Annotated in this window: 13 protein-coding genes; 5 read left to right on the top strand and 8 right to left on the bottom strand. The window is 38.5% G+C overall.

Features of this window, described 5'->3' with window-relative positions:
- Nucleotides 1-10: 10 nt before the first annotated feature.
- The 4 genes from aceE to ampD all read right to left on the bottom strand — a co-directional run bounded on the left by aceE (nucleotide 11) and on the right by ampD (nucleotide 5,521).
- Nucleotides 11-2,692 carry a pyruvate dehydrogenase (acetyl-transferring), homodimeric type gene (gene aceE / locus CXF85_RS18690; protein WP_101230153.1) on the bottom strand — a complete coding sequence of 894 codons (2,682 nt, stop codon included), beginning with the start codon at nucleotides 2,690-2,692 and terminating at the stop codon, nucleotides 11-13.
- Between the two features lie 268 nt (nucleotides 2,693-2,960).
- The gene (gene pdhR / locus CXF85_RS18680) at nucleotides 2,961-3,731 is read right to left on the bottom strand and encodes a pyruvate dehydrogenase complex transcriptional repressor PdhR (protein WP_198555694.1); all 771 of its coding nucleotides are present in this window, start codon (nucleotides 3,729-3,731) and stop codon (nucleotides 2,961-2,963) included.
- Nucleotides 3,732-4,026: 295 nt separating this feature from the next.
- The gene (gene ampE, locus CXF85_RS18675; protein WP_101230151.1) at nucleotides 4,027-4,950 is read right to left on the bottom strand and encodes a beta-lactamase regulator AmpE; all 924 of its coding nucleotides are present in this window, start codon (nucleotides 4,948-4,950) and stop codon (nucleotides 4,027-4,029) included.
- 1 nt (nucleotide 4,951) lies between these two features.
- Complete coding sequence (ampD, locus tag CXF85_RS18670) at nucleotides 4,952-5,521, bottom strand: 1,6-anhydro-N-acetylmuramyl-L-alanine amidase AmpD (protein ID WP_101230150.1); 570 nt, start codon at nucleotides 5,519-5,521, stop codon at nucleotides 4,952-4,954.
- 123 nt (nucleotides 5,522-5,644) lie between these two features.
- On the opposite strand from ampD, the gene CXF85_RS18665 reads away from it, so the two are divergent.
- Together CXF85_RS18665 and nadC are read left to right on the top strand one after the other, a co-directional pair.
- Entirely contained in the window at nucleotides 5,645-6,166 is a 522-nt protein-coding gene (locus CXF85_RS18665) for a retropepsin-like aspartic protease family protein (protein WP_101230149.1), read from the top strand.
- 13 nt (nucleotides 6,167-6,179) lie between these two features.
- Nucleotides 6,180-7,106, top strand: coding sequence for a carboxylating nicotinate-nucleotide diphosphorylase (nadC, locus tag CXF85_RS18660; protein ID WP_101230148.1), 927 nt, complete (start codon nucleotides 6,180-6,182; stop codon nucleotides 7,104-7,106).
- Between the two features lie 123 nt (nucleotides 7,107-7,229).
- Here nadC and CXF85_RS18655 read toward each other — a convergent pair whose 3' ends face one another.
- Entirely contained in the window at nucleotides 7,230-8,513 is a 1,284-nt protein-coding gene (locus CXF85_RS18655; protein WP_101230147.1) for a DUF3667 domain-containing protein, read from the bottom strand.
- Nucleotides 8,514-9,083: 570 nt separating this feature from the next.
- On the opposite strand from CXF85_RS18655, the gene CXF85_RS18650 reads away from it, so the two are divergent.
- Entirely contained in the window at nucleotides 9,084-9,629 is a 546-nt protein-coding gene (locus CXF85_RS18650; RefSeq protein ID WP_101230146.1) for a YkvA family protein, read from the top strand.
- 107 nt (nucleotides 9,630-9,736) lie between these two features.
- Here CXF85_RS18650 and CXF85_RS18645 read toward each other — a convergent pair whose 3' ends face one another.
- Entirely contained in the window at nucleotides 9,737-11,923 is a 2,187-nt protein-coding gene (locus CXF85_RS18645) for a DUF6351 family protein (protein ID WP_101230145.1), read from the bottom strand.
- A 95-nt stretch (nucleotides 11,924-12,018) separates the two neighbouring features.
- Nucleotides 12,019-12,573 carry a peptide-methionine (S)-S-oxide reductase MsrA gene (gene msrA, locus CXF85_RS18640; protein ID WP_101230144.1) on the bottom strand — a complete coding sequence of 185 codons (555 nt, stop codon included), beginning with the start codon at nucleotides 12,571-12,573 and terminating at the stop codon, nucleotides 12,019-12,021.
- A 127-nt stretch (nucleotides 12,574-12,700) separates the two neighbouring features.
- On the opposite strand from msrA, the gene CXF85_RS18635 reads away from it, so the two are divergent.
- Nucleotides 12,701-13,990: a sensor histidine kinase gene (locus CXF85_RS18635; protein WP_101230143.1), complete on the top strand. Its 1,290-nt coding sequence runs from the start codon at nucleotides 12,701-12,703 to the stop codon at nucleotides 13,988-13,990.
- Entirely contained in the window at nucleotides 13,983-14,543 is a 561-nt protein-coding gene (locus CXF85_RS18630; protein WP_101230142.1) for a response regulator transcription factor, read from the top strand. The genes CXF85_RS18635 and CXF85_RS18630 overlap by 8 nt, the downstream gene beginning before the upstream one ends.
- A gap of 43 nt (nucleotides 14,544-14,586) precedes the next feature.
- On the opposite strand, the gene CXF85_RS18625 is transcribed toward CXF85_RS18630, so the two are convergent.
- Nucleotides 14,587-15,699, bottom strand: coding sequence for a DUF3083 family protein (locus tag CXF85_RS18625; protein ID WP_101230141.1), 1,113 nt, complete (start codon nucleotides 15,697-15,699; stop codon nucleotides 14,587-14,589).
- Between the last annotated feature and the right edge of the window lie 28 nt (nucleotides 15,700-15,727).

The raw sequence follows: 15,727 nt of genomic DNA, 5'->3' as shown, positions 1-15,727 counted from the left end.
TAGTCGCTAATTAAGCGTAAAGTGGGTTAAGTTTTTCAGTATCAATATCAAAGCGTTTAATTGCTTCTGTTACTACTGAACGTTTAACTTCACCACGATTTGCTAATTCAAATAATGCCGCAACAACAATGTAAGCTGCATTTACTTCGAAGTGAGTACGCAAGTTTGCGCGGCTATCACTACGACCAAAACCATCAGTACCTAAACAACGGTATTCAGTATCTATGTAAGCACGTACTTGATCTGAGTAGTTTTTAATGTAATCAGTTGCTGCAATTGCAGGTCCTGCATCTTTAGTAATAATTTTTGCAATATAAGGTACACGCTGCTCACTTTCTGGGTGAAGCATGTTCCAACGAGTTACGTCTTGACCGTCACGGCCTAGTTCGTTAAATGAAGTTACTGAGTAAACATCACTTGAGATGTTGAAATCATTAGCAAGGATTTGTGCCGCTTCACGTACTTTCTCTAAGATAGTACCTGAACCTAATAACTGAACATTTGCAGTCGCTTTACCTTTAGCTGGTGCAGCTTGTTCAAGTTGATAAATACCTTTAATAATTTCGTCTTCAACCGTTTTGCTTTCTGGCATTGCCGGATGTTGATAGTTTTCATTCATTAAGGTTAAGTAGAAGAAGATGTTTTCATTTTCTTCATACATGCGACGTAAACCTTCACGCACGATAACAGCAATTTCATAACCGTAAGTTGGATCATAAGTCACACAGTTAGGAATTAAACCTGCCTGTACATGTGAGTGACCATCTTGATGCTGAAGACCTTCGCCGTTAAGTGTTGTTCTACCTGCAGTAGCACCTAATAAGAAACCACGTGCTTGGCTATCGCCAGCTGCCCATGCTAAATCACCAACGCGTTGGAAACCAAACATTGAGTAGTAAATGTAGAACGGAATAGTTACCGCGTTACACGTTGAATAAGAAGTACCTGCAGCAACCCAAGATGCCATAGCACCTAATTCGTTAATGCCTTCTTGTAAAACTTGGCCTTTTTTGTCTTCACGGTAATAAGCAACTTGGTCAGCATCTTGTGGCACATACTTTTGACCTTCACTTGCATAAATACCGACTTGGCGGAATAAACCTTCCATACCAAAAGTACGTGCTTCATCCGGAATGATTGGTACGATGCGCTTACCTATTTTCTTATCTTTTAATAAGCTGTTAAGTACACGTACAAAAGTCATTGTAGATGATACTTGACGATCACCAGAACCTTTTAAAATAGGATCAAAGATTTTAAGTGCTGGGATTTCAAGTTGTTCTTCTGCTTGAACACGACGTGCAGGTAATGAACCACCTAGCGCTTCGCGACGGGCTTTCATGTACTTGAATTCTTCACTGTCTTCAGGAAATTTGTAGAAAGGTAAATCAGCAATTTCATCATCGCTTACCGGAATATTGAAACGATCACGGTAATGTTTGATTGACTCAACGTCCATTTTCTTAACGTTATGTGCAATGTTTAATGCTTCACCTGAAGCGCCTAAACCGAAACCTTTAACTGTTTTAGCTAAGATTACTGTTGGACGACCTTTAGTGTTTTTCGCTTTTTCATAAGCAGCATAAACTTTAACTGGATCATGACCACCACGGTTTAAACGCCAGATATCTGCATCTGACATGTTAGCAACCATAGCTTTAGTTTCAGGGTACTTGTTAAAGAAGTTTTCGCGCGTGTACTTACCGCCTTTCGCTTTACAGTTTTGGTATTCGCCATCTACTGTTTCGTTCATTAACTGTAGTAATTTACCTGAAGTATCACGGGCAATAAGTGAATCCCAGTAAGAACCCCAAATAACTTTCACTACTTCCCAGCCTGCGCCACGGAATGTACCTTCAAGTTCTTGGATAATTTTACCGTTACCACGTACAGGACCATCTAAACGCTGTAAGTTACAGTTAACGATAAACGTTAAGTTATCTAAACCTTCACGCGACGCTAAACCGATAGCACCTAATGATTCTGGCTCATCAGTTTCACCATCACCTAGGAAACAGTAAACACGTTGGCCTGAACAATCTTTAATGCCACGGTCCGTTAAGTATTTTAAGAAACGTGCAGTATAGATAGCTTGTAATGGACCTAAGCCCATAGAAACTGTTGGGAACTGCCAGAAATCTTTCATCAAATGAGGATGCGGGTACGAAGATAAACCTTTGCCATCACACTCTTGACGGAAGTTATTCATTTGCTCTTCAGTTAAACGACCTTCCATGAAGGCACGAGAATAAATACCTGGAGAAATATGACCTTGAGCAAAAATGAAATCTCCGCCATCAGTTTCAGATGCCGCTTTAAAGAAGTGGTTAAAACCTACATCGTATAAAGTAGATGAAGACGCGAAGCTACCAATATGGCCGCCAAGTTCTAAATCTTTTTTAGAGGCACGTAATACTAATACTAACGCGTTCCAACGAATTGCAGCACGGATACGTGATTCAATCGTTTGGTCAGCAGGCATATGAGGCTCTTGGCCTGGTGGAATCGTATTTACATATGCTGTAGTCGCGTTAAACGGTAAATGAGTACCACCACGACGCGCACGTTCAATTAACGTTTCTAATAATTGATGGGCACGTTCTGGGCCTTCATTTTCTAATACTGACTCTAATGACTCTAACCACTCTTGAGTTTCTGCTGAATCAATATCGATATTTGGTAGATCTGACATATTGTTTAGTCTCCAATACTTTCTTATTTAATAAAAAGTTTAATAAAATGTATAAAATTAAAGGTGTTAACTATTCTTTGTTTAATCTGCTAATTTCTTTTTCTACTCGGTGCGCTTTGCGCATAATTCTTTTACATGCGTCGCATCGACCGTTCCATGCGGCTGTTTTCTTGTGTACGTATCTTTAAAAAGCAATAATATTTCTTCGATGAAAGCTAAGTGTCTATGGCTTGCACCCCATGCCTTTTGAGGCTCACCACTGACTTATCTACATTCTGCGCATTGAGCGCTCCATGCGGCTGTTTTCTTGTGTCGATTTCAGTAATATTTCTTCGATGAAAGCTAAATGTCTATGGCTTGCTCCCCAAGCTTTCTGGGGTTCACCACTGATAATGGCATTGAGCAAACGCTTTCTATAATCGGTAATCTTGCTAAAGATATCAGGACGCTTCGCCAAAACAGTTAAATTTTGTGCAATGTTATCCGCCAATAATGGCGACATACTACGAGCAAGCTGTAATATCACCGCATTATGTGATGCTGCACAAATGGCTAAATGAAATTGAACAACCGCTTCCGCTTCTCCACGAAAGTCATCTTCGCCTTTTTCTAGCTGGCTATTACCAATTTCATTATGCTTTGCTTGAATTTGTTCAAAATCTGCTGGCGTACCGCGCATAGCAGCATAATAAGATGCCATACCTTCAATACCGTGACGAAACTCTAATAAATCAAATTGTGACTCATTATTGTTCGACATTAATTCAAACAATGGATCGGAAAAACCACTGAGTAAATTGTCACTAACAAAGGTGCCACCACCTTGCTTACGTGTAACCAAACCTTTGGCTTCTAACTTCTGTATCGCTTCACGTAATGACGGTCTTGAGACTTCAAATTGCAACGCAAGTTCACGCTCAGGTAATAATTTCTCACCGGGCTGTAAACTTCCTTCAATTATCATCGACTCCAGCTGAGCTAAAATAATATCAGCTAACTTCTGTGGCTTTACTCGCCCAGTGCGTTGGGATGCTTTCATTGATTTATTTGCCGTTACGTTTGCATTCATAAAAGTAATTTAGCAAGCTATTTCCATGGTAATAAAGAGACAAATGAGCGATTCATACACTCGATTGAATCTTGGTAAATTGGTAAGACCAATCATTTTCAAGGCAATAAAATAGCAAATATGGCTACTTTTGACAAGTAAATTTAGTTGATGGTTAGTATTTAAGCAAGGTTTATATGCGCTAAATCAAGATAATTCTGTCTTTTTTTAACGCATTAGGTGAGGTTGACCGATTGGTCTGACCATTCATTTTAATTAGGTTTTGTTAAGTAAGGAAACCCGACAATGTCAATATTGAGATAACAGCAAGCACAAGTAGCACATTACGTTTTGCTAGTCTTACCAGTAAACAAGGCTCTGCTGTACAATCGTTTTCGTTTACCATGATATCTTCAGATTTTTCTGCCACATCAATCAATACTTGATGGGTTGGCTTTTCGCTATCAAATAAACTTTCTAACCAAACAGGCACGGCTTTGGAAAAGTGACCAACAAACATATAGCCAAAAGAAGCGATACGAACAGGCAACCAATCTATCCAAAAAAGCACATCGTGATGGTTTTGACAGCCACTCATAATATTAGGAGCGACACTCGCTTCATGCTGCCCCTCCTGCTCCTCTTCACTATCATTTGCCGACGTTGTCTGAGCTTCTGCCTGTTTCTCAGCAGCGCTGGCCATACATTGTGCTTTTTTATGCTCAATAACTGTCGTCAATAAACGATAAAATACCGCGCCCGCTGCACCAAACACAGTGAAATACAGCATGATAGCGATGTAATAACGATAATTTAACCAAATAAGTGCTTGGCCAAAGCCCATATTCGGCAGGTTCTTATCTGTTAATAATTGCTGATGATGCATTTCGGTGGTCGTTTCTTCCCCCCGAAAAGCCGAGAGAAGATAGCTTTTATAACTATTTCTGGTGGTAGTACAACCAAAACAAATGATGAGTATCACCGTAGAAAGTAGTAATTGCAGTACTGGGTTATCAATAATATCAAGCAGCAGATATGTCGCAATGACGGGTACTATAATAAACACGGCACTAGCAATCGTACCTTGCTTAGCGGTAAAATTTTTACTAAAAAAATGTAAATAGTGTTGATAATAAAAATTGAATCGCCACATTTCTGCAGATAACGTTCTGTCTGCTGCTAGGGCAATTAATAAACTTAGTAAACTCATGTTAGGTGATATTCCTTGTCGCTTGTTCAGTCAAACACTGATAAAAGTATGGCCAGTCAAATACAGGCCCAGGATCGGTTTTTCTAACCGGGGCAATATCACAATGACCAACAACATTGCCTATGATAATAGCAGGAAATTGATTTTGCAAACAAAGCGTTAACGCAATTAATTGTTGGTATTGTTCTGCCGTATAAGGGATGTCATCTGTGCCCTCTAATTCAATACCAATGGAATAATCATTACAGCGTTCTCGCTGATTAAATGATGAAACCCCTGCATGCCAAGCTTTATCGTCGAAGGATACATACTGGATTACGCTACCATCACGGCGGACTAGACAGTGGGCTGAAACCTTAACACCTCTTAAATCATTAAAACTTGGATGCGCGTTACAATCTAGCTGACCAAGAAACAAGTCGCTAATGTAATGACCACCAAACTGCCCTGCTGGTAGTGAAATATTATGGACCACTAATAAATTAATTTCTTCACCTAATTCACGTGGAGCAAAGTACGGTGACGGTAAGTGTTGCGCTTGTGTTAGCCAGCCAGAAGAAATAGAAAACATACGTTTCTCATTTTATAGTGTGGATAGGTGCCGTAATTTTGGCATATAAGGTTACACTTTGTACTTTCTTGCTTACTTGATAAAACATACAATAGTACTCCCTTTAATCAAAGACTGCTTAGTATGACTGAAGTTGACCCAACAAACAAAATGGCAAAAACATTCGTCTGGATAGCCTGGATAATTGGCTTAGCATTATTAATGTTTGTATTTCAGGATGTACTTGATGAGCAGTACAATCCTAATAGCCGCCCTGAAAGGCGTTTAACTGATAGTGGCCAAGCAGAGGTGATTTTAGATCAAAACCGGCAAGGTCATTATGTTGCCCGCGGTACCATCAATGAAACCCCGGTGACTTTTTTACTTGATACTGGAGCAACTCAAGTATCAATTCCCGCGCATATTGCTGAGCAATTAGGTTTAGTTGCTCAGGGAAGTTACCGAGTTCAAACTGCCAATGGTAGTGTTACTGTTTATAAAACTGACATTGCGCAATTGAGCTTAGGTAATATTTTCTTGTATAATGTCGCGGCTCATATTAATCCCGCAATGAAAACAGATGAAATTCTTTTAGGCATGAGTGCACTAAAACAAGTCGATTTTTATCAAACGGGTAAACAACTAATCTTACGGGATCCCCTGTAACAGGAAGAAAGCAATGCTTAATGCACAATTAGAAAAATTACAGCAAGATATTAGCAAAACTATCTCTTGGGCCCTTTGCGAAGATTTAGGTGTCGTTGATAATGAAACACCTCAAGCCAGTCAAGATATTACTGCCATGCTCATTCCTGAAAATGAACAAGCGGTTGCCACGGTAATTACCCGTGAAGATTGTATAGTTTGTGGTGTTGCTTGGGTAAATGAAGTATTCAAACAACTTGATGCTTCTTTAAATAGCACGGCTGAACAGGCAACTAGCTCTTTACCTACAAGAATGTCATCTACCAAAATAACCTGGTTTGTTAATGATGGTGAATCTGTTGCGGCCAATAGTACTCTTTTTGAACTTGAAGGTGATGCCCGTACTTTGTTAACGGGTGAGCGTGTAGCGCTAAACTTTTTACAAACATTATCAGGCACCGCCACTCTAACCAGCCATTATGTAAAAGAGCTAGCTGGCAGTAACACTAAACTGCTTGATACACGTAAAACCTTACCTGGATTACGTAGCGCACAAAAATATGCCGTGCTTTGTGGCGGTGGTGTAAATCATAGAATTGGCTTATTTGATGCTTTTTTAATAAAAGAAAATCATATCGCTGCTTGTGGTGGTATTAGCCAAGCAGTGGCCACGGCTAAAAGCAATCATAGTGATAAGACTATTGAAGTAGAAGTAGAATCACTCAACGAGCTTGAACAAGCACTGAACGCTGGTGCCGATATTATCATGCTGGATAATTTCAGCCCGGCGATGATAGAGCAAGCAGTAACAGCTACTCGCGGCAAAGCAAAATTAGAAGTATCGGGTAATATGACCATTGAGATTTTGCAAGAATACGCCAAAGCAGGAGTTGATTACATCTCAAGTGGTGCATTAACCAAACACGTTCATGCTGTTGATTTATCAATGCGCTTTAAATAACGCAGCCTTAAGAACAATAAAAAGCGGTAAAGCATAGATGCTTTACCGCTTTTTTTATGAATACGATAACCTATATCCCGCAACATGAAGATACAGAATTCAGCAAATTAGAGAGCAGCTATGCTAAGTTCCCATTATTCCCCATACCATAGCAACAATAGCCGTTACCCCTATCATCAGAATATATAAAATACCGATGATACTAAACTTTACAAACGTAAAAAATTTACCTTGTTTGTAGACTCTTTTTTGCATTAAAAATAAGTAAATAGGGATCCAGACTAATAACCCTCCAGCGACCACACCTGAGAAACTAGCAATAGTAGGACTCGTTTCTGCAAGATAGTCTTCTAAAAGATCTAACATTTCAAACAACAGTACAGTGATAAAAATAAAACTATGACTATGCAAAGCAACCGTTAAATGCTCCATGTACAGTCTTTTAGAAAAGATAAACATCACTTTCAGTAATACCGCAAAGAGTGGTAATAAGATAAACATCAATTGCGGCAGCTTACCAATCACTTGCTCCATTAAGGGACCTGTATCAGAATTAAACGCTTTTTCACCTTTTTCTTTTAGCTCTTCGGTAAACTCATTTAGCTTTTTATTTTGTTCTTTTGATAAAAACTCAAAAGATAGGCTGCCATCTTCATTATTAGCGATAGTGAGCTCTTCAGAGATTATCCCGCCACTGATCAATTTCAATCGTTTTTCTATTAGGCTTTCAAATCGCTCTTGTTTTTTTGATGACAAGCCTTCATCAGCCTTATCAAACTCTAACTCAACCATCTCACGAGTAATCTTAATGAGTTGTTTATTCTGCCCTGATGTATATTCGCGATTTAAGTCAGCGAAATAATTGCTAAACTTCGCTAGCTCTTCATTGAGACGAGTTATTTCATCTAGCGTTTGGGTACTTTCTAAAGAGGATTCTTGCAAGCTATTCTGCTTAGTTTTAAGCTGCTTAATATGCGCTTTAACTTGAGTGACAACCTCTTGGTTACCATTAATATCTATAGAGTTAGCGTCATCAGAAGCAATAAAAAACTTTAAGGTGATGAAGAAAACAATACTAATAAATAAATATAATCGTAAAGGCGGCACATAGTGCACTCTCCTGCCGGCAAAATATTCATTAGTGAGAAAAGCGGGTCGTGTAATTAATGGCCAAATCGTTCTACTAGCACGAGAATCAAAACTGAAAATATCATCAAGCAAATGCATGATAACTAACCAGAAATATTTTAATGTCGAATCTGAAGATTGGCCACAACTCGCGCAAAAAGGACCATTGAGTTCTTGATGGCAATTTTCACAACTTTTACTTTCTTTCTTACTTTCTGAAATAGCAGGATTAACCACATCAGTCGCTGTTTCTGTCTCGATTAACTCAGTAGTTGTCATAATAATACCAATCTGTATAAGAAAGTGCTCACTTAGCGAGAATTTAAAGGCTTATAGGCAAGGCATTGATTGCAGATAATGGTTATTCAGGAGAATATGCTCCTGCATTCTCTAATAAGCTACATCCGTGTAGCGCCCTTATCAAAATCAATAACGCAGTATATAAGCCTTTAAAACTCGCCCTTTGGGAGCTCATGAACACCATGATAACTTCACAAAACATGCTTGATGTAGAATAACTATAACTACGCATATTTTGATTGTTCTAATGTCGTTCATGCTGTTCTAAGTGATCACTTCTTTATACTGAATGGTATAAATACACAATAAAATAGCTATAAACAGTAAAATCATACCATCATGTCTACATGAAGTTACAATCTAAATACAAAAGTTAACTCAACTTAACTTTATGGGGTGCTGTCAACGCTTTATTCTGGTAGATTGACTGATAAGATAATTGATCAAATCAATATATTTCAACTAACTGAATTAATATTAGTCAACTATGCTTAAGCATAATTACCCAATATATATTGTAATAATAAAGCCAAAATCAGGAGAATTATAATGGCGTTTGAAGTTAAATTTGAATTAACCGAATCAGACTTAGAGTATTTTCGCGATGTTATGCACAAGGCGCAAACAGGTGCAAAGCAACTTAGCGAGCAAGAAATTTTAGCTAATGCTAAAAAAGTCAGTGTAAATATTAAAGATAACGTACCCGAATTTGTACGTGAGCGTATTCAAAAATTAGAAACTTTTGTTGCTATGATTGAAGATAATGAATGGCAAATCCCAAGTGAAGAGCGCTCCGAAGTATTAAGTGCTTTAGCTTACTTTAGTGACCCTGAAGATTTAGTACCAGATCATATTCCAGTCTTAGGCTTTTTAGATGATGCCATTATGATCGAGCTTGTTGCAGAAGACTTTAAAGATGACTTTGAAGCTTTTGAAGAGTTTTGTGCTTATCGTACTCGTGAAGAAGGCCGTAGTGGAGACACTACCATCACTCGCGAAGAGTGGTTAGAATCAAAACGTCATGAATTGCATAGCCGCATGAAAAGTCGTCGCTCATCTAGAAGCCGTCGCTCATCATTCCGTCGAGTTTTTTAAGACAAAATATTTATAAAGCGATAACCCGTTAATCCTTAAAATGACAAAGTATTACCTTTGTCATTTTTTTTCACCTATCTTTAATCTAAACTCCAAATAAAATTCATCTAAAGATCGCTAGGTCTACCTACATCGCCTTGACTATAATCACAGACCCCTTGCGCAAATATTGTGCGTAAAGACGGTAACTGCTCAGCAAGTTCTATATCCCCGTACATACCTTGTTTAATCGCCTGTTCAAACGGAATTTTATAACATTTGAAAATACTGCCTTGCCAGGGACCTTCGGCTTGTATACGACTATTTGAAAAGATGGCATAATGTTTTGCACATGCCCCTCGTTTTATCCTTTTATCGCCAGAGCTAGCATCACTCCAATTTCCCTGCCAAACCCCCTTACCTTGTGCCAGCACTTCCCCCTTATTATCAAAGCACGTATCTTGTATTTGTGCTGGCTTACTTTGCCCTGCAGTTAACTCAGGAAATTGTTGACGTTTCAGCAACCATAAATCCATTACATCAAAAGCTTGATCTGTTGGGTCAAAGTCTCGTTTTGCCACCCAAATAACCTGATTATCAAAATGACCGTTAGCCTGTTGCAACCGTAATCGGGTACTAAAAGATGCTGACATATGATGCATATCGAGTTTTTCTTCCAAGTAATGACGAACATCGATAATAGGCAAATCAAGTTTGCCAATAAATACCTGCCCACCTCGATAAGCCAGTTCTATTGATTCAAGTGAAGCGCTTCGCCTAGGCGCCATTTGGTTATCAATGACTTGCGTTATATTGTCACTTCCCCACAAAGAGACCCAAAATGGCATTTTACGTCCAAACGGAATAATAATTTTTTCAGCTGTCATTTGGTGCTGCTCTTTCCAACTGCCAATATTTTTATTGATATGAACAAACTCAGCGAGTGTGATCTGCTTTTGCTTTAACGCGTGCAAACCATATTGAACACCGTCATTATCCCAAGTACTTTCTACTAGCCCATGCTTATCACGGCTGAATAACCACGCCATATCTTCCCAATAGTTCCAATTGGTCTTATCAACCACATCCTCACTATAAAAATGTCGCAAGAAGCCTTGTCTAGGATTATGAATAAAGGTCGATAAACCAAAGTAGCCATTAATACATTCACTATTTCCTTCTGGGAAACTAGGTACCATGCCTGCCATTAGTTGTGCAACCGGTTGTAAGAACGCTATTTTTTGTGGAAAATCTTGCAAAGTGTTCATGCCCTCGAGTAATTGTCGCTGGTCCCATTGCTGCCAGCGGCTATTATCTTTGGCTCGAAAGGTAAAATAATTATTAAATAAATCACAATCTAAAGTATAAATTGTTTGGCTGATCATATCGGGGTAAGAGTATTGAGGAATTAAGCCATCAAGAATGCCCGTGCTATTTTGGCCAATAAGGTATTGCGCTAAACCACCACCTGAGCCGCCTATGCCAACCGTATATATTGGCTCACCAAATAAACGAACAAAGTTCAGCTTTACCCTACGTGCAGTATCTTCTGCTAGTAACATATTATAAGTATAACTAGTGCGATTTCCGCTCGAGCTTATAATAGCGTAGCCTTTCTGAACTTCAATTAAACGTCGGGTTATCGTACGAACTGCTTTTTGCCTTCCTTGCCTAAAACCTATACCTGAGCCGCCATTAAATTGATAGATAAGCTTCTTATTCCACAAAGAGCTCTCAGTACGTGTACCTAGTTCTTCAGGCGTGATTGCCATGGCTATCGTGTAAATGAAACGATTAATACTGCCTTGTTCCGCACGAAACAATTGTAAAGGGGCTTTGGCGTCTCTTAAAGTCGATAATTGGGAGAACTTATCAGCAGCGAGCTTCGACAACTTTTCATCCTGATTAAGATAATAAAACTGCAAATGACTTTTAAATAAGCAGTCTTTTGAATAACCAATAACTTTGCTACGCAGTGCTAAATTTTCATATACAGGTACACCAAAGCCCTCTTGGTTATCGACCAAAGGCTGGCCAATGTGTGAGTCTATGGTCATACAATAAAATGGGTATTGTTTCGGACCTGAATATAGCGAATTACTTGGCCCAACATCGCCTAACTTGATAGGAAAGTGAAAGACTTCTTTGGGACGCCCAACTTGGCTAATATGCGGAGAGATTGGTAGTAAATAATTATCTTCGGCGGTAGCCAATCGCTTAACTTGCCGGAACTTATAGGGTTGCTCAGAAGGATATAACCATACAAGTACGGCAAATAGAGCGAGTGTAGATAATATTAATTTTTTCTTTTGCATAATAACACCACCGAAAAAATGCTCTCCACATATATAAAAAGTATAGTGGAAATCATTTTAGCCGGTAGAAGATATTACGCTGATAAAGTGACTGCTTATTTCAATTTAGCAACGAAGGTTTTTCTAAACTTAGCAAGTTTAGGTGAAACAACAGCTTGGCAATATTGATTTTCTGGATTATTGTTAAAATAATTCATATGATAATCTTCACCACAATGAAAAGTCACCGCTGGACTCACTTGGGTAACGATAGGATCATCAAACAACTGCTCTTGACTCATTTCTTTAATTATTTGTTCTGCTATTTCGTGTTGCTCGGCATCATGAGTAAAAATTTCAGAGCGATACTGTGTACCTACATCATTGCCTTGGCGGTTTAACTGCGTGGGATTGTGTAAGGTGAAAAATATCTCTAAAATTTCTCTAAAACTAATCACCTGACTATCAAACGCTAATTGCACGACTTCAGCATGGCCAGTATTGCCAGTACACACTGCGTTATAGGTTGGCGCTTCACTTTGCCCGCCCATATAACCCGGTTTTGCCGTAATAATGCCCTTAACCATATTAAGCGCACTTTCGATACACCAAAAGCAACCTCCACCTAGAGTTGCAGTTTGTAGTGCTTTGTCGTTGAGTTGTTCAGTCATTTATCGTGCAGCCTTATTCAATGCTTCTTTAATGATTTATCTCAGTCTTTTCTATTAATAAATAAGCTAAGATGTCTTTGTTAATTTTGTGAATATTCACATTATACCCCTATCTAGACCATAATATATGCCAAAATATTTCAAAAGAACGAGTAAAATCCAGGTAATAATTGCACTGCGCAGTACTGCAATTATCATTCAATTACTGTTAATTATGTTTGTTAATTTAGGCTTAGCGTACCAACTCCCCTGGACGCCACTGGTCAGTGTTATTAGTTTAGAGATACTATTTACCTTAAGCAGTTATATTTATTATCGTCATAATCATTTAAGTGAAAAAAAAGCCAGCCAAAAAGCAATACTGGTACAAATATGCGCGGACATAATCTTTCTCTCGTTACTGCTATTTTTCAGTGGTGGCGCTACTAATGCCTTTGTTTCTTTATTGCTCATTCCTATTGCCATAGCAGCAGTTACCCTAACACCTTTATTACTGGCGATAGTCGCCTCCCTCGCTATTTCATCTTACAGTATTTTATTATGGTCATTACCCATGAGTGTGATGCACGGTAATATGCAAGGTCACTTTATTGGTATGGGTATCAACTTTTTATTTTCAGCATTGGTAGTTGCCATTGTTGTGGGTAAAATGGCACGTAGCATTAATCAGCAGGAACTGGCCATTGCCAATTATCGTGAGAACTTATTAAAACAAGAACAAGTGACTTCATTAGGTGTTGCTTCCGCTCAGGTGACTCATCAGTTGGCGACCCCCATAGCAACGGTACAACTACTGGCTGATGAATTAAGTGAGGATTTACCTGATAACGAAATTGTTGCGGATATGCAAAGTCAGCTTACTCGCTGCAGAGACAGCTTATCTGAATTTCGTGCTATGGTTTTTGAGATAAAAGAACAGGTGATTAAGGAGATTAATTGCCAAGATTTATTTGATGAAATAACGGTTAACGTACGATTCAATAATCCCGAAATAAACTTACAATTGCAAAATAATACCGGCTGTAACTTAACCGAAGCAGTTACCATTAAAGCTGATGCCAGCTTATTACCCGCTATCATCAATTTAATTAATAATGCAATAAGAGCAAGCAAAGCCAATAATAGCAAAACCCTCAGTCTAACTAGCCAAGTTATTGAAGGTAACTGGCAATTTACTATTCGTGATTATGGTAAAGGTTTTACCTTGAAAAAACTCAATGAATTAGGCGTTAAACCGGTTAATAGTGAACAAGGTTTTGGCATGGCTGTTTTTTTAAGTCATGCTAGTTTAGAGCGCCTTGGTGGTAAATTAGCCTTAACAAATCATCAAGATGGCGGCGCACTTGTCACCTTAAGTATGCCTATTTCATCTCAGCAAAGTAAAACCGTTAACCATAAGGAAATTAGTTATGCCTAACACAGCAATGGCACCAGCCTCGTCGAAATTATTAATCGTTGAAGATGATATTATTTTTGCCAATACCCTTAACCGACGCTTGACTAAATATGGCTTTGATTGTGTACAAGTAGATAATAATAATGATGCCTTACTTGCCTGCCATCGGCACACACCCGATTATATTTTACTCGATATGAAGTTAGCAGAAGAAAACACCTTATCGATCATCACACCACTGCGTAAACTGCGCCCACAAAGCCGGATTATATTACTTACCGGCTTTGCCAGTATTGCGACCGCAGTTGACGCGATAAAGCTTGGTGCTGATGATTATTTATCTAAACCTGTCGATAGTCAAACACTACTCGCAACACTCAAAGGCAGTAAAGCCGAAACCATCGAAGTAGATAAAACCAGCGAACAAACCTTATCTGCCGAGCAGGTTGAATGGCAACATATTCAACAGGTATTAAAGGCTAATCAGGGTAATATTTCAGCTACCGCTCGACAGCTTGCAATGCACAGAAGAACGCTACAACGTAAATTACAAAAGCACCCTCAATCTGCCTAAAAACACCCACTTAAAAATAACTTAAAACGAACGTAATCAGCTTTTAATAGTTATAGGCTAGGTGTTGATGAAATCTAACCACCATTTCTTCTTTAGTTGGCTCAATTTCAAGCTCTACCGCCATCAATTGCATTGCTTGTTCAATTTGGTTTAAAAAACGACCAAAACCATGTTCACTGTTATTTTCTGGGGTGGCGACAAAAATTAGCTGTACGCTATCTGTTAATTCACCTGCACTCCATTTACTAACCATACCGCATGGACTTTGTTCAGGGTTGTAACCTAACATTTGCAACTCACCTACTCGAGAAACAATCTCATGAATACTGTATCGAACAATGGGTACTAAACCATTGGCAATCAGCGCACCATTGTTTAAATTATAGCGTTTTGCTGCCATGGTGAATACATCCGTTAGGTAAGTATACAATGGGTTATAAGTGTCTTTTGAGTGACTATCTATTTCTACCTGTTTCAATAATTCATTGCTGATATTTAACGTAACAACCGCATAATTCATTGCACTATGATAAGCCGGTACAATCACGTCTTGGCTAGCATAACGTTTTTTAATTTCACGTAATTTATGTGTTTGGCTAGTGGTACAGCCCTTATTCTTAGCAAACAAATCGTAAGTAAGGTGCTGGTGATCTCTCAAACGTACATCGCTTTTATCTAACTTAATTGTTTGACAAAATTTTTCGACAAGTTGACTTACTTTACTATGAAAACAGGCCGCATTAACGCGGATCTCATTACCGGTAGCCAAAAAGAGTAAACAGATTTTTTTCGCTCGTTTACTGCCATCAAAAAAAGACTTTTTAAGGTGGTGACTTTCCGGATTGTAATAAAAGAGAATTTGTTGATTGGTTTGCCATTGGTGCATTTCTTGGCTGTATCTGACTCTAGCCAATTTATCATTAGCAATAAACTGACAATTCTCTAACTCAAATTCATCTGTTAATTTAAAGAATATATCTGCTAGCTGCTGGTAAAAATCATAAAATGGCTGCGGTTTTAAGTCGCTATATTTTCCTGAAAACTGCTGAAATAGCTCATCGGTCAAACTAAATTCGGCCAAAATATATTGATTATCACGAACATTACCAGGTAAGTAAGCCTTGTGAGCGGCACTTCGTTTTCTAATAATTGACATATTCATCCCTAAATTTATTAACGCGATT

Source organism: Colwellia sp. 75C3, assembly GCF_002836255.1.
Classification (GTDB): Bacteria; Pseudomonadota; Gammaproteobacteria; order Enterobacterales; family Alteromonadaceae; genus Colwellia.
The sequence above is the reverse complement of the archived record's forward strand: the minus strand, read 5'-3'. Positions and strand labels throughout refer to the sequence as shown.